We start from the raw sequence: 20,388 nt of genomic DNA, 5'->3' as shown, positions 1-20,388 counted from the left end.
TCTATGAAAGCGAACTCAGTGACCACCTGACCAGTGACCATAGCTCATTGTCTACTGTTCGAGGTTGTAAATTGTTCATAAAATTTCTTGACCACATAAAAGCAGGCTTACAGGTTGTACTCAAGTATGTTAGGGTCTTTTTAAAACTTGATTATGAATTCAGCCGCAACCGTAACAATTCAGGGAGTAAGTTCTATCGGCGTGGAGGCGATATATCAACTCCTATTTAAGGAGCTTCAGCAATCAACGAAAGCTTCGGAGCACAACTGTCGTGATGTGTCAACACGAATAGCAGCCGAAGTTAACAGAATTTGCAGTGAGAGCAAACGCATCCAAGCCGCCGGCGCTGTGGAAAACTCCGCGATCGCTCTAGCCAAACACAGGCTGCAACAGTGTCTCAGATACTACGAGTTGGGTTCTAATCGAGGTAGGGTAGAATTACACAGCACCCTAAGTGCGATTATTTATCGCTACATAAATCCCCCTCAAAGGCAATTGAGCTATCAAGGAAGGCTCGTTGTCATTGAAGATTTCTTACAGAGTTTTTACTTAGAATCCTTAAACGCTTTCCGACGAGAAAACCAACTGAGTGCTACCTATCGTCCGCAAACTCTGTTGGAATTGGCAGAGTATATGGCATTCACAGAACGCTATGCCAAAAGGAGGATTCCCTTACCAGGACGCCAGCAACAACTTATTATTCTTCGAGCACAAACATTTTCCCAACAACAACCACCAGAAACTTGTGTTGACATAGAACAAGCCGCAGAGGGAAGCGGGAATGAAGGCGATGGTTCTTGGGAAGACCCAGCCGTGCAGCAGTTGCGAAGTGCAATGGCAACACAGCCAGAACCAGAACCCCAAGAAGATACTTTGCGTTCTGTCGTTGTGACAGAATTGATGAACTACCTAGAAGAAAAACAACAATCAGACTGTGCTGATTACTTTTCCCTCCGCCTGCAAGACTTATCAGCACAGGAAATAGAGTCTATCCTAGGGTTAACACCGAGACAGCGGGATTATTTACAACAACGTTTTAAGTACCACTTAATTCGGTTTGCACTGCTGCATCGCTGGGAATTAGTTCATGAATGGCTAGAAGCCGATTTACGCACTAACTTAGGATTGACACCACAACAGTGGCAAATTTATACAGCAAAACTGGACGATAAGCAAAGGTCTCTATTAGAGTTGAAACAACAGGGAATACCTGATGAAAAGATTGCCAAAACTTTAGGGTTATCAATGGCACAATTGCAAAAACGGTGGTTTAAAATTCTTGAGCATGCTTGGGAAATTCGTAACTCTTTAATATCCGGATCGGGTGCATCTACTCATGAATAGTGACTCAGAATCCTTACAAAACCAGTTGCTTGCTTGGTTATTGGGCGAACCCCAAACAACTGAAGAAGGAAACTTGGCAGATTGTGAGGACGTTAAGGGGGTAAACAATCTAGATGAAACAGCCGCCGCTACCAACGGTGGCGATTTTCGATCGAGACAATTACCCCAAACCTTTCAACTGGGAGAAATTCCTACTGTGCAAGAACGTTTCCAAGCCGTCCTTAAACGTCGGTTACAACTTCAAATTGAAAATCATCCGCCGCTCTTCCCTTGGGAAAACCAACTGACAGACTACCCCGATTATGTAGACAAACCGTCAGTTGATTTAGTTCCGGTTTGGGGGTGGGCGGCACAGCAAGTCAAGCTGAATTTGCCGATTCTGTTACCGGAAAGAGTTTTCCAGATGTTACTGGAAAAGTGCCAAGGATTAGTGTCGTCTTCATTACCATTGGGGACTAAACTGGTTCAAGCGGTGGAAAACCTATTCCCTACAGAGCCTGAGATCGTAAATGACATAGCCGGATTGGTGCTGAGAAGCCCCTATAGATCTGCTGTGGATGCTATAGAGACTATGCCAAATTTAGAAAGTAGCTACTCAGATTTACAGCCCCGCCAACAAATGGCACTGTCATTAATGGCAGCAAAACAGCTGTTAGAAAATTTGACGCTACCTATTTCATCCACCGATCCAGTTGTAGAAAGACAATGGTTAACTAGCGCAGGTGTTCTTACCTTAAGGGTGGAATACCAAACCCAAGGACAAATTAACAAGCTACGGGTTCAAAGCGAGTTACCTGGAGCGGGAGTTTTAAATCTTCAGGGAGAAGCCTCTCAAGCAATGGTAGAGTCTTCAAGTCCGGGATGTGTCAGTGTCGAATTAAATGACATACAACTCAACCAGACTTATACCCTAGAAGTCGAGTTAAAAGAAATAGACACCAGACCGCTTGTTTTTGTAATTGTTCCCACGGCGTAAATCGCTTTTGCCATCGCTAGCACCTGAAATTAATAAAACGCCATTGTGACGAAATGAAAATCCTGGTTTTGAGCAATTCTCTTTTCAACTTAAAGCGTCATTAGGGCGTCTACAGAAAGCTGCTATGAGGAAGACACGAAGAGGAGATACGGTTTGACCGCTCGCTGGTTATTTGTAGCGTCCAAGATTGCCGCTTTGATTACATACCCATAGACTGCTTTCTTGCTTTTAAATGATTAACAAATCCAGGATGAATTGGCGTCTACCTCTTGTCCATCTCTTGCGGCAAAGCATGCAGGAGACGCCATTGGTGGAAGTAGAAAATACAATTACCTTACGGGTGCTAGTGCTAGCGTTGGTAATTGTTGGGATTATCGCTACGGATATTGCTGCAGAGACTAAATTTAGTTTTTGGGCAGTACCCCTATCAGTCGTCGGTGCGATTTGGAGTTACCACCGTCGCCGAGAACGTAACGTCTCGGTGAAGTTTTGTATCGCCATAGGAATGTTGGCAGCACTGGGTGCTTTCTTTGGAAGATTATTTGGGGAGCTAAATGACACGCGTTTGGCTTTGGCGGAGTTATTAATTCAACTCCAAGTACTTCATAGCTTTGATATGCCCCGTCGCAAAGACTTAGGTTATTCAATTGTCATCGGGTTGATTTTGCTTGGTGTCGCCGCAACACTGAGTCAAACTCTAGCATTTGCGCCAGTGCTGCTGTTATTTTTGGCAATTGCTTTGCCGACTTTAGTACTTGACTACCGTTCTCGGCTGGGGTTTCAAAAATCGGTTCCGTTCCCTGGTTCAACCAGGGAACAACAGGAAGCTTCTTCTCTTTTAAATTGGAAATTTCTTTTCTTGAATTTTTTAATTATTGTGGTAGCAGGACTGGGAATTTTTGCTGTTTTACCCAGAGTACCCGGCTATCAACTGCGTATGTTCCCAGTCAGCGCTCCCATTAATGTTAAAGGAGAGTTTACCGGGCGCAGTATTGTTAACCCAGGCTACGTGCGCCGGGGTAATGACCCTAAAAATCAAGGTGCGGCTTCGGGTGGATTGGGAGAAAATCAACCCGGTGCTCCGGGAAAACTAAATGATAGTTTTTATTACGGTTTTAGCAGCCAAATAAACCAAAACCTGCGGGGAGAGATGAAACCCAAAGTTGTGATGCGAGTGCGATCGCAAAGCCCTGGTTTTTGGAGAGTTTTGGGTTTCGACCGCTACACGGGAAAAGGATGGGAAATTTCTCGCACAGAGCAAGTTGAAACAGTCAAGCGTCCTCCGTGGTCTTTTCAAATTTTTCTGCCTAGAGCCATCTTTAGCGGTCAAAGTAAAGATGTAGTACAAACATACACGGTGGTATCGGATTTGCCCAACTTAATTCCGGCAATGGCTCATCCGAAAGAAATCTACTTTCCGACACCAGTAGTCGCGGTAGATAAAGAAGGCGGGTTGCGAGCACCCGTTGAACTATCAGAAGGTCTAACTTACACCGTGGTTTCAGAAGTCCCCCTGCGCGATCGCACTTTGTTGAGAACAACTTCCACCAACTATCCTGAGAGTTTTAAAAAGTACTACCTACAAATACCCGATGGAATTGCCGAAAAAATCAGAAAACACACAGAAGGAATATTAGCCAACTACAATCTAGAGCGGGTGGGCAAATCCCAAAAGGCTTTGGAATCCCCTTATGAAATAGCCCTGTACTTGGCTCAGTATTTAAAGCAACACTATAATTTTCCAAATAATCCCTTTGAGTTACCCTACCTAAGTGAAAAGGAAGACTTGGTAGAAACTTTCTTGTTCAAAAACAAAGGAGGTTACCCAGATCACTTTTCTACAGTACTGACAGTCATGCTGCGTTCCATTGGTATACCAGCGAGGTTAGTAGCGGGATTCAGTCCGGGAGAATTTAATCCATTTACGGGAATGTACGTTGTTCGCAACACCGATGCTTTTGCGATGACGGAAGTTTACTTCCCCAGATATGGCTGGTTCGCTTTTGACCCCATCCCAAATCATCCACTGATTCCCCCTTCTGTGGAAGACACAGAAACATTTGGCGTTCTCCATCAATTTTGGAACTGGGTGGCTGGATGGTTACCAACTCCACTCAAAGGTTTTTTCAACACCATATTTGGAACAATATTTAATTGGATTTCCAAAGCGTTGTCTTGGTTTATCTCATTATTCAGCCAAGGTTGGGCTGGGGCGATCGCGGGATTAACAATAGGAACAGCATTCGCCTTTTGTAGCTGGATGGCATGGCGTTTGTGGAGACAGTGGCGGTATCGTTTGAGACTGAGTAAATTACCGCCCATGGAAAGCCTCTATCAACAAATGCTCAAGTGGGCTACCCAGAAAGGTTTGGGTAAACATCCAGCACAAACACCATTGGAGTTTGCTCGCCTATCATACGACCATCACTCTTCTGGAATTGCGGAAGTTATTGATGAAATTTGCCAAGCTTACGTAAGTTGGCGTTATGGTGGCTATCCGCCTGACTTAAATCGACTGCAACAAAGATGGCGGGAATTAAATAAAACACCTAAGTAATAGTAGGGTGGGCATTGCCCACCACTTTTTTTCTCATTTGTTCACTGTCTCGTTCCCATACTTTGGATGGAAATGTCTACAGGAGTCTTCGACTCCAGAATTTAATTCATCAAACTTTTCAGAAATTCTTGCTTAGCCGCAAAATATCTCTTAACCTCTACAGGTGTTAGAAGTACAACCACCGTTTCAGATCGAATTGGTTGTAACAGAGCGTTTTGACTGCACTGAGAATCATTCACTTTACGATACGTACACTCAGCACTTATACCAGGTATGCGAAAGTAATGGCCTACTTGTAGTTCTTGAAAAGTCATCTGACACATTTAAAGATATTGATACATATCATAACTTTGCTAGTTGGGACAATAGCAATCAAAATTTTTATCATCCATCGTGAAAATTCCCCTTTCCTACTCCTCATTTTCTACATAGGTCTTACATAAGAAGTCAAGTTATTAGCTTGACTCAGTACAGTTTACCTATATCTATAGATAGATTTTTAAGGATGTTCGGGCAGAAATAGCTAAAAAAAGCGTTTCTTCGTTAAAAACTTGAATTGTCTTTAATTTATTCGTTGTAACTCCTGTTTTTTATGGATAACATGGAAAATAGTTCAAATTAAGCTTCTCACACCACGTTTGGCGTCAGTTTTGTTATGGACATTCAGTTAATCAACATCGGTTTCGGCAATATTGTGTCTGCCAACCGAGTCGTTGCCATAGTTAGTCCGGAGTCTGCTCCAATCAAACGAATCATCACAGATGCACGCGATCGGGGCCAACTCGTAGATGCAACGTATGGGCGGCGTACTAGGGCTGTTATTATTACTGATTCAAGTCACGTTATTCTTTCGGCAATTCAACCGGAAACCGTAGCAAATCGCTTCGTGATTACTCGCGAACACCAAACTGTTGATAATTAACAAATGAAGGGTCAGTAACCCTACCCTATTTTGGCAACATCAACAGTACCATGTGGATTAAACTAGTTCTATGTCACTAAGACTACAAATTACGTTAGTTGATAGTCACCCAGCCAGCCCATGAAAGACTAATGACTCTTGAGCTAGGTTTATCGATCAATTCACAGGTTAAGCGGATGATGCAAGTTCTATCCACCAGAAGTGGTGCTACTACCAAAGAATGCCCGCCTGTTGGCAGGCTGATTATTTTGACTGGTCCGAGTGGAGTAGGTAAAGGTACTTTATTGCGAAGTCTCCTACAACGTCATTCGGATCTGCATTATTCCGTATCCGTGACGACGCGTCTTCCTCGTCCTGGAGAAATAGACGGAAAACACTATAACTTCATCAGCCGTGGTGAGTTTGAAAAATTAGTTGCTGCTGGCGAATTACTGGAGTGGGCAGAATATGCTGGGAATTATTACGGCACTCCTCGTGAAACCGTAATTAACCAAACTCGCTCTGGTAAATCTGTCGTATTAGAAATTGAGTTAGAAGGAGCACGACAAGTTCGGGCTTCTTTTAAAGGCGCTCGCAGCATTTTTATTTTGCCGCCCTCAATAGAGGAGTTAGAAAAAAGGATACGCGGTCGCGCTCAAGATTCAGAAGAGGCGATCGCTCGTCGTTTGCGCCGTGCTAAAGAAGAGATTAGCGCTGCGAATGAATTTGATATTCAGATCGTAAATGACGACCTAGAAACCGCAATAAAAGCTGTAGAAGCGGCTATTTTTGGTTAGTAGTTAGTGGTTAGTTGTTAGTTGTTAGTTTTTAACCACCAACCACTAGCCACTAACTATTAACTATTAACCAAACAGACCTTGAATAAGGCCTAAGTTACTAGTCAACAAGTAAGCGACAACCGCGCCACCAATACCACCAATTAAGAAAGCACTAGCAAAGTTGTTCCAGCCTTCTCCCGATTTAAAAGCATCAGGAGGATTGGGTGTGGTAACAGTAACGTGGGGCTGAGGGGGATTGCTGTTGGCATATAGAGATAAAGAACCCGTTGCAATCACAATCAAACCCAGAGTTGCTAGTAAACCAGCTAGGTTAGCATTAGCGGTATCGCGCAGAGGACCCAATTTGGCAAAAGGACCAAAGATCCAGTAACCATGAGCCATACCAATTTCTAACCCCCGTCTGAAAGGAGTGATTCCAGCACGGTATGCAGGTAAGTTGCTGATATACCACTTGGTTAAAGGAGAAGCATTGATTGGTGTTTCCAAGTTGCCTCTCTGAGGATCGCGCCATTCAGGAAAAACTACCTCGCGATTTCTAGCATCGCTTGGACGATTTTTTGATGCATCTACGGCTTGTGCTATATCTGCCATACTTTATGTTTGCCTCTAAATAAAATGATGGCTTTATTTTCAAGTTAATAATAATTGTTAATCTTAGCTAAATTTCATTTTTACTATCTAACTTTATAAAAATTAATTTGTTTTTTTTAATGCTCAAACACTTACACCTTACACAATTTTAAGGTTCTGAATTTTTTATCACAATTCTTTAATTTAAATATACGAGATTGTGATTTAATTTTTGAAATATACGTAGTTGCTTGGACGTACTTTAGAGCTTAACGGGCATTACTCACCCCACAGCCATTAAAATTTTTCATCAACTATTTATGATTTCTATAGAAGTTTAGAAGCTAAAAGCTACAAGTTAGGCTTTAGAAACTATGAGTTTTTAAAGAAAATTTCTTCTTTTGATGAAATTTAGGCAGGGCAAGATGCTAAATTCTAAAAACTCTAGGTTCAATATCTAACTCTTAACTTCTAACTTCTAACTTCTAATTGTTATCGCCTACTACGGCATGGGATGAAAAAGGAGGTCAGGGAAGAAGTAGTTAAACACGATCAACAAAACAGCAGTAAAAATCAAATTGGCAAATAATAAAACTGGTGCCAATGAAAGATATCCAAGAAAATTATTTTGCATGAAATGTTCTCCCAGTAAGTCAATTGATTGAGAATTACTTAGTTAGTCGTTACTGATGACTAGCAGACAAGTGGTTCTACCAACCACTAACCACTAATCACCAACCACTAACTACTAACGTGGTGAAATGGGAATTTCTTCATCCTTGGCTGTTAATTGACCTGAAAGGAATTCTTGCAGTGCAGCTACAGGCCAAGTAAACCCAGAGAGCATGATTGGTAGTGCTTTAGGCACCTCAATCTTGACTTCCCGCCATTCCACATCTCCACCTTCTGCTTTATTTTTCTGTAGATAGGTACGACCTACCCAACCAATCCAACCAGCAATGTAGAGGAAGAGAATGCTAGGAATGAGAAAATCTCCAGCACGATCCAAACGACCATCCACAATCAGGTGAGGAAGACCTTCAGGACCGCACAGGGCTTGAGAATAACGCTCAAAGCGCTTTTCCCCTGATGCAGGGTCAAAATTAGTAGCGCGGGCAGAGTCTACCCGTTCTAAAAACGCGGGCGATTCTTTGCAAGGAACCAAACCAGCCCCTAAGGCGAGCGCTTTAGGAGTAAAGTTGAACCAAACACAAATCGCTAAAACCAGAGCAAACAAGCATCGCATGGAGTTGTTTCCTTTTATTACGAAACAAGAATTTTCTGTACAAAACGAAGCGGCTTGTACAACCTTGATTTGCAAAGTTAGCAAGTCATCACTAGCAAGTCATCATACTCTTGAGCGTGAACCGAGTAAAGTTGAAGTAAATAAAAGTTAAAGCTTCTCAATGGGATGAGAGGTCACAAGCGGGTGGCTCGGGGCTAAAGAAATCTCCTAATCCCCAGTTCCCAATGCCCTCGATCCCCGAAGAGAACTGCCCCAATCCCTACTCTCTAACCCTTATTCCACAATGGCAACTGTTTTAGCAATCGAAACCAGCTGTGATGAAACTGCAGTAGCAATTGTTAAAAATCGTCAAGTTTGTAGTAGTATTATTGCTTCTCAAATCCCAGTGCATCAGCAGTATGGTGGGGTCGTGCCAGAAGTCGCATCCCGCCAACATTTGGATACAATCAATGACGCAATCGCCCAAGCTTTGGAACAAGCGCAACTTGATTGGGATAAAATCGATGGGATCGCCGCTACCTGCGCCCCAGGACTCGTAGGCGCACTATTAGTTGGGTTAACTGCTGCCAAAACCCTAGCAATGGTACATAATAAACCATTTTTAGGAGTCCATCACCTTGAAGGTCACATTTATGCTACTTACTTAAGTGAACCCACATTAGAGCCACCCTTTTTAAGTTTGTTGGTTTCTGGCGGACACACAAGCTTGATTTATGTTCGCGATTGTGGTAAGTATGAAACCTTAGGCGAAACACGCGATGATGCAGCAGGTGAAGCCTTCGATAAAGTTGCACGTTTAATGCACTTGGGGTATCCGGGAGGTCCCGTTATCGATAAATTGGCGAAAGAAGGAAATCCAAAGGCATTTACACTTCCCGAAGGGAAAGTGTCCCTCCCAAGCGGCGGATATCACCCTTATGATGCCAGTTTTAGTGGTTTAAAGACCGCAGTGTTGAGACTCGTACAGCAGTTTGAGAAAGACTCGCAGCCAATACCCGCAGCAGATGTAGCCGCTAGCTTTCAGGAAACAGTAGCGCGATCGCTAACCAAGAGAACTATTGCTTGTGCGTTAGACTACGATCTATCCACGATAGCCATTGGAGGAGGCGTAGCGGCTAACAGTGGTTTGAGAAAGCATTTACAACAAGCCGCAGAAACTCATCAACTGCGCGTGCTATTTCCCCCTCTCAAATTTTGTACAGACAACGCCGCAATGATTGGGTGTGCGGCGGCTGACCATCTCAACAGGGGTCATACCTCAGCCCTAACATTAAACGTCCAGTCCCGACTAGCACTCACGCAAGTTATGGATCTGTATCAATGATGTTAGCCACTAGCTATTAGCCATTAGCCATTAGCCATTAGCCATTAACCATTGACTGCTCGCTACTGACTGTTGAAGTTTGAGTTTTGATTAAAGAGTGAATGTGAGTAGCAACAGCATCCGGCTGTTCCAACATAGCGAGATGACCGCAATGGGGAATTTCAATGACGTTGTCTCCACTATATTGAAACAGCTGGTGGAAACTAGCTAGATGGCGGACATATTTGGGTTCCATCACCTTGTCTTCTTCCCCAGTCAGAAAGTAGACCGGTTGATTTAATTGGGAAACCAGTTGAGGTAAGCGATTAACCTCTTCTTCTGTTGTAGAATCTAGAAGCGATCCCAAAGCAGCTTCTGGATCTGCAGCAACAAAATCAATGACTCGTTGGCGTGCCCAATACCGATCCAAAGGACGTGCTACATTTGCCCTTGTAAATAGCAAATCAATTAAAGGCAATTGACCGAGCCAGCGAGGACGGACTTGTAAAAACTTTTGACCTGCTGAGCGGAACTGTTCAAAAGCTTCTTTAAGATAAATACCACCACCTGAATTAATACAGATAACTCCCTTAACACACTCAGGCATTTCAGATGCCGTCCAAAGGGCAATAGTGCCTCCCAAAGAATGACCAATGAGCCAAGCGCTAGAAATATTCAATTGTTGTAAAAGACCGACTAAATCTTGAGCATACGCTGCAGGGCTGTAAAAAGAATCGAAGGGATTAAAAATATTACCCGTAGATTTAGAGGTCAGATTCAAATAAGCTAGGTCCTGGCTATAATTAGTCTTTAATTTAGACTGGGATTCACCAAAACCCCTTAAATCGTAACAAAGGCATTGGAAAGTATCTGCCAATCGAGAGATGACAGGTTGCCAGTACCCACGGCTATTGAGCCATCCGTGGATAAAAACAAGAGTGTGAGGGTAGGATGTAGGAGCAGTTAGCTCGTATGCGTGTGGAACGCCCAGGATTTCGATGGTTGCCATATCTCTATGGTATCCGTTTCAATTGGGAATTGGGAATTGGGGATGAGGGATGAGGGGTGAGAGAATGGTTATGAGTACTTTCTCCCTTGTTTCCTCTGTCTTGCTTGTCCCCAAGCCTCTGTCGCGAGTCCCTCACCTACCCATCAACCTCTGGCGCACGCCTTCAGCAATTTTGTGACCTAAATATTCTGGGATTAAACTTTCATTGGGTCCGAGCAAGTAGAGAATCAAACGCGTGCGCCCCCGCCAAACAAGTAAATTAGCATTGACTACCAAAAGGTCTTCCTGCCAAATAGCGTACATAACTTTATAAAATAAGCCAGGTTGGTTATCAGCTTCAATCACTAAAGCAGGAAGATGAAAGACTGGATCGACATAGAACTCGGTTTGTACTTGTTCTAAACCAGTATCTAAATTAAATTCCACGGCCAGCATTTCTTCTACCTCAAACCGCCCACCTAATGCTTCTCTGATGGCACGGCACACATTCTCTGACGTTTTTTCGGTAAGCGCTTTGCTACCCCGAGAGACTAACAGTTTGATAAAAACCAACATTGGCGGTCGGATTTGACCGTATAAACTCAGACCATGAATAGTTAATCCGTAAGCAGCTAGTACACCAAAAATATCGCTGAGTAGAAAAGACTGGTTGCGGTAAGCAAAATGTAAGGCACTTTTGCTACCCTCAGGTTTTAACTCTATGACAGCACGTCTGCTTTTATACAAGCGGTAAGCAAGCCGCAAATTTTGTAACTGAATCTCGCTGCTCACAAATTGTTCGTAAAACTGAGGGAACGCTCGGTTAAAGCGTTTTAGAAGTTCTAGTGTAGAAGATTTTAAGCCAGAAGCCATAATTGAGATTTGGGCAGGAGGTGGTGGTATGGGATAGGGGGCAGAGGAAGCAGGGGCTAGGGGTAGGGGGCGGAGGGTATGGTTAAAAATAACATCAGGTATGGTTAAAAATAATTCAATTCCTATTTTTTTCGTTGCTACTCTATATTGCCCATTACCCGTTACCCAGTGCCTATTGCCCGTTGCCCAGTGCTCATTGTTCATTCTTGCATTTTCAGTAATTTCTCCTTAGCCCCACAACATAATGCTAAAGTTGAAAGAGATTAGTGTGAAACACGCACTTGCTAGCTACTGCTATTCAAGATCCTAAAAATACATAATTTATGAGTGTAAGTGGAAGGAGAAAGATTGGTAGTTTGCAGGTAAAGGTGAATCATCACTTTTTCAGTAGAGACCAATTTAGTTATACTACCCGAACCACGTTGGCATGGGTTTTTGGAAAACTTGGTTTAGTACATCAGATACAGCCGCAACATCTAAAACAAACCCCTTTGAGGAGATGAGCACAGACGCTACGGGTAATTCTAGTCCCGGTGGCAAGAGTGAAACTTCTTCGCAAGAGGCTCGCATCGTGTTCAGCACTGAACGAGACATCGACCTGTATGAACTAGAAGAACTCTGTGATTCTGTCGGTTGGTCGCGACGTCCCCTGAGAAAAGTGAAAAAAGCGATTGAGCACAGTTTTCTGGTGGCCACCATGTGGCAGGTGCGAGGAAACAAAAGACGACTTATAGGTTTTGCCCGTGCTACTTCAGACCACGCGTTTAACGCCACGATTTGGGATGTCGTAGTTCATCCGGAGTTTCAAGGCAAAGGATGTGGCAAAGCTCTGATGAAATACGTACTGAAAAAATTAAGGAGTGAAGAAATTAGTAATGTGACTCTTTTTGCCGATCCTCACGTTGTTGATTTTTATCGGACTTTAGGTTTTATGCCCGATCCGGAAGGCATCAAAGGTATGTTTTGGTATCCTCACTAAATTTTAAAAAAAGAACTAGCCAATTCCAGTTAATTTAGCTATAATGGTTAAGGTTAGACAGCCATGATGCTGGAATAAGCAAAAGCATGGCAAATGTTTTTTGTCGGGATGTAGCGCAGCTTGGTAGCGCGCCTGCTTTGGGAGCAGGATGCCGCAGGTTCAAATCCTGTCATCCCGACTGATAGAGTCGTTAAAAAACCCCAGTTTTTTCAAAAAGCTGGGGTTTTTTGTGCAAATCATCAAAAATTAAAATTGAATTTGCTTGAATAGTTCCAACATTTGTGTAAATTGACTTACATAGAGATGCATATTTTTCCAGAAAGATACATTATTTCTACTTAACCTTTACTGGTTAAACTCAGTTGCAGCCAAGCCTACTTGAAAAAGTATTCATATTGTGTAATGATTGTGACATTTTTCCACTATTTGCAATAGGAACGATTTACTATTTATTAGCGTCCCTTTTTTAGGAAAAGCCAATAAAATGGCATTTGGCACCTTGGCGAAAGAGGAAACTGTTCGGTATGAAGTATGAAGTATGAAGTACGAAGCATGAAATTCTATCCTTTAGCCTTCATCCTTGATCTTTTACCCTTCATCTTTTATCAAATTTATTGAGAAACATTTACTGCGAGGAGAAGTTAGTTATGAAATCACTTGTTCGTTGGAGCACAACAGTAACATTAGTAGGGAGTACTCTACTGGCAACAATTTTGAGTGGAGCTGTTCCAGTGCTTGCATTAACAGAACAGCAAATCAAAGAAAAATTAGATCCAGTTCCCGTATTTTTGATTACTAACAACAAAGGCGTACCATTAACTCGCACAGTTCCAGCTAACGCTCAAAACGGACAAAATGCACCGAAAAAAGACGTTGCTGTGACAGACGTTTTTATGAACGGTCAAGAAGCACAAGCTTTTGTCAACCAGCTGCGAAATGCAAAAGGCTCCGATCCGAAAATGGCAGAAATAGTCAAAAGCTTGCAAGTGACACCAGTACCGCTTGGATTAATTTATCAAAGACTGCGCGATGGTGCTAACAAACCAGACCGCCCTGTATTTGCTTTTCAACCAGGAAAACAAGACTTGGAAGGTGCAATGACATTATTGCGTCAAAGCGGTAAAAACGTTCAGCAGTTCCCCAGTGTACCTGTTTTTATTGTGAGATCTCCAGAGAAAGGATACGTATCCGTCAAACGGAAAGCTGACAATAAGGAAATGATTCCTTTGTTTTTAAGTAAGAAAGACGCACAGGGTTTATTGGAACAAGTAAAAGCACAAGTTCCCAAAGCTGATATTCAGGTTGTGGATATAGACAACGTAATTAAAACTTTACGGGAGAAAAATGATGCATGGCTCAGCCAAGTTGCTATAGTTCCCTCTTCTGATAGTATGCAATACGTAGTCACCAAGCAAGGAACAACTAAACCAGCAGCAGCACCGGCACCTAAAAAATAACAACTGATTTTCATCTTAATTTGAGGCATGGCGGATAAACAGTCAGTCGTTACTGGGTTACAGCTTTGGCAGTGGCGTAACACGGCACTAAAAATGGCCGCTGCCTCTGGTGTCCCTAGTGCTGAAGTCGATTGGTTGCTTCAAGAGATCGCTGGGTTAGATCGTTTGGCACTGCTTTTGGAATCCTTCAAAGACAAACCGCAAATTCCCCTAAAGTTATCACTGGAAGATTTAGACAACCTGTGGCAAAAGCGATTAGAGGATCGTCTTCCAGTGCAGTATATTGCTGGAGTAACTCCTTGGCGAAAGTTTAAAATTGCAGTGTCAAATTCGGTTTTGATTCCCAGACCAGAAACAGAATGCTTGATAGATTTGGCGATAACAGCTACAGCCAATCTGCCTCACCTTCAACGAGGGCATTGGGCTGATTTAGGAACCGGTAGTGGAGCGATTGCCATAGGGCTGGCAGATACGTTTAAGAACGCAACAATTCATGCTGTTGATTTCAGCCCTGAAGCATTAGAAGTCGCAATAGCAAATGCTCGAAGCTTGGGTTTTGAGGAATGCATTCGATTTTATCAAGGTTCTTGGTGGAATCCCTTGGAATCTCTTAGAGGTCAGTTTAGTGGAATGGTATCGAACCCACCATACATACCCACTAGTACCATCCCTACTCTGCAACCCGAAGTGACCGACCACGAACCACATCTGGCTTTAGACGGTGGTCTTGACGGCTTAGACAGTATCCGCCATTTAGTAGAAGTTTCGCCCACCTATTTGCAATCTGGTGGAATCTGGCTGATTGAGATGATGGCAGGACAAGCCGATGCTGTCCGAGAAATGTTGCAAAACTGTGGTAAGTATCGCAACATTGAAATTTATAAGGATTTGGCTGGTATCCAAAGATTCGCTCTTGCCTTTAAAAATTATGAATTATGAATTATGAATTATGAATGAGCGAAAATTTTATAATTCATAATTTATCATTCATAATTCAGATGACAATTGTTTCCCTAGATGCTCTCATATCTGGCGCACGTGCCGGAAAACTTGTAAGCTTTCCAACAGATACAGTTCCTGCTTTGGCATGCCTCCCTGAAAAAAGCTCGTTAATTTACGCGGCAAAGCAACGCAGTCGAGAGAAACCTTTAATATTAATGGCTGCTCGCACGGAGGACATTTGGGCATTTACTCAGGGTAGGGATGAAGAGTATCAAGTTTGGCACGAAGTGGCAAAGAAGTATTGGCCTGGGGCACTTACTTTGGTACTGCCAGCTTCAGAACGCGTACCAAAAGTCACGATCTCCAGCAGCAATGAAAATTTTAGTCAGTACACGAATCAATTAAGTAATTCTGTTACAGTAGGAGTGCGGGTTCCAGATAGTGCGATCGCCCGTAAAATTTTGGCGCAAACAGGTCCGCTTGCCACGACGAGTATCAATTTATCAGGTCAGCCTCCTTTACTTACGGTCAGCGAAATAGAAGCTCAGTTTCCCGAGCTTCTATGTCTGGCAGCAACAGAATACGATACGGAAGTAAAAGGAACGGGTCTACCTTCTACTGTCGTTAAATGGACTGGAGAAAATTGGCAGGTCTTACGGCAAGGTGCTATAAAGATAGAATTTTAAAATCCGCGACTGGCGATCGGTAAGCAGTTAAACAACGATCGGTGTTTTTTCATTAATTTCAGGGGTTTCTACGCTATATGTCACTGATTGCTGTTCGCCGGTCACGGATTGCTGTTTACCGTTCGGGTGATTATGAATTGGAGTAACTGGGTATATTTAGCAATAGGAGTAGCACTGGGGTTCGCGATTCGCGGATTGTTAGCAAGGCGAGATCCAACGTCTAGTTCATCTGTGGTATCAGATCCTGGCAATCAAAATGCGCTAGAACTTTTACAACAAATCAAGCAAATGCAGATGGCATATTACATGGCGCGGGAAATGAGCCAGTTTAAAGCAGGATTTTTGGCAAGAACAACCCACGTTTTGCGATCGCCTCTCAACGGATTAATTGGATTGCATCAGTTAATTTTGTCCAACCTTTGTGAAAATCCGGAAGAAGAGAGAGAATTTATTTCCCAAGCTCATGAGAGAGCACTGAAGTTGCTAAAGCTAATAGATGAAATTCTTAACGTTGCTAGAACAGAATATGGCACAAATAAATTAAATATTCAGCCTTTATCACTCGTTGATATTTTACAGCACCTTCATGAAGTCACTTATATGCTGGCGGAGAATCGCAATTATCCCTTACTTATATCCCCACCAGATCCGGAAATTTATGTTTTAGCAGACCCATACTGGTTGCGTTACGTTTTAGTGAATTTGGTAGAAAGCTGTATTGCCCAAATGGAGGAAGGTAGTCTCCGCATTTCTGTTGGGGGTTCTCCTACAGACGATCTCGTTTGCATTTGGCTGGATGTACCAACTCATGCTGTTCCCGTACAAGAACAAGTCGATTTAATTGCAACTGACGAGAAATTTTCCAAACACGAGGAACTTAAGTCTTCTCTGTCGCCAGGAATGAAACTACTACTCAATCAAACACTGGTAGAAGCGATGGCAGGAAAGTTAGAAGTTTCTACCTCTCCCGCAGATTGGAAACCCTTAGATAGCTATACAAGGCTACAAGTCTCTATCCCCCGCGTAATTCCTGAAATTGAACTTCAGTCATAGAAAGAGAAGCCAGATTAGCTCGGTTATGCAAGACCATTGTAGTGGTTGTGTTCTGTTGAAAACCTATTCTTTCATAGAAACGTTGCTGGTGGGTTGTCATCAAATAGACTTTCTCAACTCGATTCATGCGCGGATGACTCAAAATCGTTTCCACTAATTTACTTCCCAGTCCAATACTACGGTACTCTGGATGTATAACTACATCCCAAATAGTCGCACGGTATACACCATCTGAAGTCGCTCTTGTAAAGCCAATGAGTCTTTCTCCGTTCCAAACAGAAATGACGGGGTCACTATTTTCGATGGCCGTAGCTAAATCTTCAATGCTGCGACCTTTTGCCCAAAAAGCTGCGATATCTAACAGTTGCTGTAGCTGGAAAATGTCAATTTCAGACTTGCGATCGCTAAATCGAATCTGAGTGGAATTCATGAATTTTACCGATAGTATAGGTATCTTTTTTATCTTCTATCTCATTTTGGTAGAGATCGGTAAAATTATATCTTAAGAATACTTTAAAAAAATTAATAAATAGATTTTAGCTGCAAACCCATTTCCAGAGTGGATGGCTCGGACCCTGTTGGCGAATTTGGAAAACCTGTTTTTCCAGACGTTGCTTTTCATCCTCAGGCATTCCAAACAAGATATTTCGACTTTGCCAAATCAAGACAGCCAAGGTCATGCCAATACAGAAAGATAAACCTAAAGTCGATAATGGATGATAATAAAGACCATATCGCACTGCAATCCAAGTAAAGTACTGCCGCCACAGGAGCAGTTCTTCACGCAAATTCCACAAACAAACAGGTGCGAGAGTTAGCCATAAAAAGCTAACAAACAACCATCTAGCAGTGACCTGAAGCTGGTGTAATTTTAGCACTTGTTGAGCAAAACCGGGATCGCTATTGTCCATTTCTTGGTTGTTAGTTGTTAGTTGTTGTTGGTTGTTGGTTGTTAGTGGCTACTAACCACTAACCCTCCGTTGTATTTCAGGAGCACAGACGCTCTCGTCGCGCTTTGCGACACACTTCGCGATGCAAAGCTATACCTGTAACGGCTATACGCTAGTCCCCTAGATTGGGAACCCCCTCCCTTGTGTCTTAGGAGCACAGACGCTATGTGCAAGGCACACGCTCCGCGATGCCTTTGGACTATGCCCGTAAGGGCTATACGGGTTTGCCAGTCGCCAGGGCGCGGGAGACCTGCCTGCAGCACTGGTCTCACCGCCTACAGGGGTTAGACTAACCACTAACCACTAACTATCAGCTGAAGCATCGACTGAGTCAGTAGGATTGGTGAGTGCTGATTCGCCATTGCGTTCTCGCCACCAGCACAGAAGAGTACTGGCAATGAAAATGCTGGAATAAGCTCCTGCTGTAAAACCAATGATGAGTGCTAAAGCAAAATTGTGAAGTGTTTCTCCCCCAAAAAGAAAGATAGCAAGTAATGTGAGCAGTACGGTGAGTGTTGTATTGATAGATCTTGCTAAGGTTTGATTGACTGCATCATCCACAATTGCTGCAAAGGAAAGGTTGGGATTAATTTTGAGGGTTTCGCGAATGCGATCGTAAATCACCACAGTATCGTTAACTGAAAAACCTGTAATTGTCAGTAGAGCAACGATAAAAAGGCTATCAGCTTCCGTACCTGCAACCAAACCTAAAATTGAGAAAATCCCGACCGTAATTAGCACGTCATGAAATAAAGCCACGATCGCAAACACGGCATAGTCCCATTGGAAGCGTACAGCCATGTAGATGATAATACCGAGGAAAGATACTACCAGAGCGATAATACCGGATCTAAACAGTTCTTGACCAATAGTAGGACCGACCGTGTCAATTTGATTCTTCTGCGGATCGAAAGCACCAATTTTCTCGCTGATAGCATTCTGTAACTGAGTCCGTTGTTCGGGCGTTAAAGTTTTTGTCCGAATGAGAACACCATTGTCTTTACCCGTTTCCTTATCAGCAATAACTTGGATACTGCTATCACCCAAACCTTGGGCTTTTGCAACGTCCCGAACCACATTAATATCAATAGGTGTAGCGCAGTTAGTGGTTTGAGAGCAATCCCGTTCAAACTGCAAGCGCGTACCACCAACAAAATCGAGACTCGGACGCAGGGGAGAACCAAGTTGCTGCCAAGAAATCACCATTGAGATGATACCGGCAAGAATAATGACGGAAGAAACAATCCACCAAAGCCCTCTTGATTTGTTAATACTGAGTTTCATTGAGCCACCTCTGCCTTATTCGTCACTGGCAGGTTCGGACAAAAAAGTTCCGGTTTCCGCAATGAGGGGAAAGAAATTGCCAAAAACATGAATGTGCGACTGCAGGTGATTGCTGTGAACATACTGACCGCCACTCCTAAAGCCAGAGTTAGGGCAAAGCCTTTAACCAAGCCAGAGCCCAACCAAAACAGTGCTGCACAAGCAATCCATGTCGTGACGTTACTATCTAAGATACTGGAGAATGCACGATAAAAACCGGATTCTACAGAACGATACAAAGATTTACCAGCCCGCAATTCTTCTCGAGTTCGCTCAAAAATTAGGACATTGGCATCAACTGCCATACCAATACTGAGGATAAAGCCGGCAATACCTGGCAATGTTAGTGTGACTCCTAACAGCGCAAAAGCTGCCCAACTTAAAAGAGAATATATTAATAGTGATATGTCCGCGATGACTCCGGGCAGTCGGTAGTACACTATCATAAATATTAATACTAACGACAAACCACCAATACCAGCATAAATACTGCTTTGTATACTGTCTTTACCCAAGGTTGCTCCAACAGTTCGGATTTCACCAATTTCTACGGGTACTGGTAACGAACCACCACGCAGTTGTACCCCCAAATCATTCGCTTGTTGCGGGGTAAACCGACCTGTAATTACAGCCGCACCGCCAGTAATACCAGCTGTAGCAAATTCCGGTCCTACAGTAGGAGCGCTAATAAGTTCATTGTCTAAGAAAATACCAATACTGCGTCCGGTACCTGCCAGTTTTTTCGTCAGATCGGCAAATAATTCTCCACCTTGAGGATCGAAGCGAATGGCAACATTCCAATCATTGCCTTGAGTGGGTTCGCCGTAAGCATCTTTAAGGTATTTCCCAGTTAAAGGTGGCTTTGTACTTTCAAATAATTCTGCAATTGCACTCGTGTTATTTTTTAATTCTTGTTGATTTTTGTCAATAGCAGCTTTGTCTTTGCTCTTTCTCAGTTCATCTTGCTTTGCTTTCAATTGAAATCTAGAACTTTGAAGGGCAAAGAGTTGAGCTTCGGTCTTGGGCTTTTGGGTGCGAAACTCTAGCTGTGCTGTACCTCCCAGCACTCGTTCTGCTTGTTCTGGGTCGTTCACGCCAGGTAGCTGCACTAAAATTTTATTCGTACCTACCGTTTGAATCACGGGTTCGGAAACCCCCAGACCGTTGATACGACCTTCAACAACACTTTTTACAGCAGCCAATTCTCTTTCAGTAATTTGCTGAATTTCTGGTGTTGTTTTCACCTCAATTGTTAGCTGCGAACCTCCGCGCAAGTCTAACCCTAAAGGTACGGGAATAAGTGCTATCACCGCAATAGCGGCAACAACCATAATAGATATCAAGAATAGTAGCGATCGCTGTCTTTGCATACTCTCACTCGCTGCGACAAAGGCTATGATAGCGTTGTTTGAGAGCAAATGGCGATTAGGAATTGGGTAT

The 20,388-nt window shown here is 43.1% G+C and carries 21 protein-coding genes and 1 tRNA gene; 12 read left to right on the top strand and 10 right to left on the bottom strand.

Annotated elements, in window-relative coordinates:
* The first annotated feature begins 153 nt into the window (after nucleotides 1–153).
* The 3 genes from hetZ (at nucleotide 154) to AB0756_RS33935 (ending at nucleotide 4,877) form a co-directional block, all read left to right on the top strand.
* Nucleotides 154–1,344 carry a heterocyst differentiation protein HetZ gene (gene hetZ / locus AB0756_RS33945; RefSeq protein ID WP_038079798.1) on the top strand — a complete coding sequence of 397 codons (1,191 nt, stop codon included), beginning with the start codon at nucleotides 154–156 and terminating at the stop codon, nucleotides 1,342–1,344.
* Entirely contained in the window at nucleotides 1,337–2,320 is a 984-nt protein-coding gene (locus AB0756_RS33940; RefSeq protein ID WP_038079796.1) for a hypothetical protein, read from the top strand. The genes hetZ and AB0756_RS33940 overlap by 8 nt, the downstream gene beginning before the upstream one ends.
* Nucleotides 2,321–2,570: 250 nt before the next feature.
* Complete coding sequence (locus AB0756_RS33935) at nucleotides 2,571–4,877, top strand: transglutaminase TgpA family protein (protein ID WP_038079795.1); 2,307 nt, start codon at nucleotides 2,571–2,573, stop codon at nucleotides 4,875–4,877.
* Nucleotides 4,878–4,978: 101 nt separating this feature from the next.
* Here the strand turns inward: AB0756_RS33935 and AB0756_RS33930 are convergent, their stop codons facing one another.
* Nucleotides 4,979–5,191: a hypothetical protein gene (locus AB0756_RS33930; protein ID WP_038079860.1), complete on the bottom strand. Its 213-nt coding sequence runs from the start codon at nucleotides 5,189–5,191 to the stop codon at nucleotides 4,979–4,981.
* Between the two features lie 341 nt (nucleotides 5,192–5,532).
* Here AB0756_RS33930 and remA point away from each other — a divergent pair, with 341 nt between their 5' ends.
* A complete protein-coding gene (gene remA / locus AB0756_RS33925; RefSeq protein ID WP_038079793.1) occupies nucleotides 5,533–5,799 on the top strand; it encodes an extracellular matrix/biofilm regulator RemA in 267 nt (88 codons plus the stop codon).
* Nucleotides 5,800–5,975: 176 nt separating this feature from the next.
* Nucleotides 5,976–6,575, top strand: coding sequence for a guanylate kinase (gene gmk / locus AB0756_RS33920; protein WP_038079857.1), 600 nt, complete (start codon nucleotides 5,976–5,978; stop codon nucleotides 6,573–6,575).
* Between the two features lie 66 nt (nucleotides 6,576–6,641).
* Here the strand turns inward: gmk and AB0756_RS33915 are convergent, their stop codons facing one another.
* From AB0756_RS33915 to AB0756_RS33905, 3 genes are all read right to left on the bottom strand, one after another.
* The gene (locus AB0756_RS33915) at nucleotides 6,642–7,160 is read right to left on the bottom strand and encodes a photosystem I reaction center protein subunit XI (RefSeq protein ID WP_038079853.1); all 519 of its coding nucleotides are present in this window, start codon (nucleotides 7,158–7,160) and stop codon (nucleotides 6,642–6,644) included.
* Between the two features lie 490 nt (nucleotides 7,161–7,650).
* A complete protein-coding gene (locus tag AB0756_RS33910; protein ID WP_072040711.1) occupies nucleotides 7,651–7,782 on the bottom strand; it encodes a Photosystem I reaction center subunit IX in 132 nt (43 codons plus the stop codon).
* A gap of 114 nt (nucleotides 7,783–7,896) precedes the next feature.
* The gene (locus AB0756_RS33905) at nucleotides 7,897–8,394 is read right to left on the bottom strand and encodes a Photosystem I reaction center subunit III (RefSeq protein ID WP_038079791.1); all 498 of its coding nucleotides are present in this window, start codon (nucleotides 8,392–8,394) and stop codon (nucleotides 7,897–7,899) included.
* Nucleotides 8,395–8,677: 283 nt separating this feature from the next.
* Here AB0756_RS33905 and tsaD point away from each other — a divergent pair, with 283 nt between their 5' ends.
* Nucleotides 8,678–9,718: a tRNA (adenosine(37)-N6)-threonylcarbamoyltransferase complex transferase subunit TsaD gene (gene tsaD, locus AB0756_RS33900; protein ID WP_038079789.1), complete on the top strand. Its 1,041-nt coding sequence runs from the start codon at nucleotides 8,678–8,680 to the stop codon at nucleotides 9,716–9,718.
* A 37-nt stretch (nucleotides 9,719–9,755) separates the two neighbouring features.
* Here the strand turns inward: tsaD and AB0756_RS33895 are convergent, their stop codons facing one another.
* Nucleotides 9,756–10,706, bottom strand: coding sequence for an alpha/beta fold hydrolase (locus AB0756_RS33895; protein WP_050045313.1), 951 nt, complete (start codon nucleotides 10,704–10,706; stop codon nucleotides 9,756–9,758).
* A gap of 132 nt (nucleotides 10,707–10,838) precedes the next feature.
* Nucleotides 10,839–11,558 carry a hypothetical protein gene (locus tag AB0756_RS33890; RefSeq protein ID WP_038105829.1) on the bottom strand — a complete coding sequence of 240 codons (720 nt, stop codon included), beginning with the start codon at nucleotides 11,556–11,558 and terminating at the stop codon, nucleotides 10,839–10,841.
* Nucleotides 11,559–11,985: 427 nt separating this feature from the next.
* Between AB0756_RS33890 and AB0756_RS33885 the strand changes: the two genes are divergently transcribed.
* The 6 genes from AB0756_RS33885 (at nucleotide 11,986) to AB0756_RS33860 (ending at nucleotide 16,675) form a co-directional block, all read left to right on the top strand.
* Nucleotides 11,986–12,537, top strand: a complete 552-nt coding sequence (locus tag AB0756_RS33885; protein ID WP_038105828.1) for a GNAT family N-acetyltransferase — start codon at nucleotides 11,986–11,988, stop codon at nucleotides 12,535–12,537.
* A gap of 104 nt (nucleotides 12,538–12,641) precedes the next feature.
* Nucleotides 12,642–12,715, top strand: a tRNA-Pro gene (locus tag AB0756_RS33880).
* A 469-nt stretch (nucleotides 12,716–13,184) separates the two neighbouring features.
* Complete coding sequence (locus tag AB0756_RS33875) at nucleotides 13,185–13,994, top strand: Tic22 family protein (protein ID WP_050045314.1); 810 nt, start codon at nucleotides 13,185–13,187, stop codon at nucleotides 13,992–13,994.
* Between the two features lie 27 nt (nucleotides 13,995–14,021).
* A complete protein-coding gene (prmC, locus tag AB0756_RS33870; protein WP_038091757.1) occupies nucleotides 14,022–14,933 on the top strand; it encodes a peptide chain release factor N(5)-glutamine methyltransferase in 912 nt (303 codons plus the stop codon).
* 59 nt (nucleotides 14,934–14,992) lie between these two features.
* The gene (locus AB0756_RS33865; protein ID WP_038091769.1) at nucleotides 14,993–15,622 is read left to right on the top strand and encodes an L-threonylcarbamoyladenylate synthase; all 630 of its coding nucleotides are present in this window, start codon (nucleotides 14,993–14,995) and stop codon (nucleotides 15,620–15,622) included.
* 132 nt (nucleotides 15,623–15,754) lie between these two features.
* Nucleotides 15,755–16,675, top strand: coding sequence for a sensor histidine kinase (locus AB0756_RS33860; protein WP_038091771.1), 921 nt, complete (start codon nucleotides 15,755–15,757; stop codon nucleotides 16,673–16,675).
* Here AB0756_RS33860 and AB0756_RS33855 read toward each other — a convergent pair.
* The 4 genes from AB0756_RS33855 to secD form a co-directional block, all read right to left on the bottom strand.
* Nucleotides 16,635–17,105, bottom strand: coding sequence for a GNAT family N-acetyltransferase (locus tag AB0756_RS33855; RefSeq protein WP_038091760.1), 471 nt, complete (start codon nucleotides 17,103–17,105; stop codon nucleotides 16,635–16,637). The genes AB0756_RS33860 and AB0756_RS33855 overlap by 41 nt on opposite strands.
* Before the next feature lie 106 nt (nucleotides 17,106–17,211).
* Nucleotides 17,212–17,586: a hypothetical protein gene (locus AB0756_RS33850; RefSeq protein WP_038091764.1), complete on the bottom strand. Its 375-nt coding sequence runs from the start codon at nucleotides 17,584–17,586 to the stop codon at nucleotides 17,212–17,214.
* A 342-nt stretch (nucleotides 17,587–17,928) separates the two neighbouring features.
* Nucleotides 17,929–18,909, bottom strand: coding sequence for a protein translocase subunit SecF (secF, locus tag AB0756_RS33845; RefSeq protein ID WP_038091766.1), 981 nt, complete (start codon nucleotides 18,907–18,909; stop codon nucleotides 17,929–17,931).
* Nucleotides 18,906–20,318 carry a protein translocase subunit SecD gene (gene secD, locus AB0756_RS33840; protein WP_050045315.1) on the bottom strand — a complete coding sequence of 471 codons (1,413 nt, stop codon included), beginning with the start codon at nucleotides 20,316–20,318 and terminating at the stop codon, nucleotides 18,906–18,908. Before secD ends, secF begins: the two co-directional genes overlap by 4 nt.
* Nucleotides 20,319–20,388: the final 70 nt, after the last annotated feature.

This window comes from Tolypothrix campylonemoides VB511288_2, assembly GCF_045999855.1.
Lineage (GTDB): Bacteria > Cyanobacteriota > Cyanobacteriia > Cyanobacteriales > Nostocaceae > Scytonema > Scytonema bouteillei_A.
The sequence above is the reverse complement of the archived record's forward strand: the minus strand, read 5'-3'. Positions and strand labels throughout refer to the sequence as shown.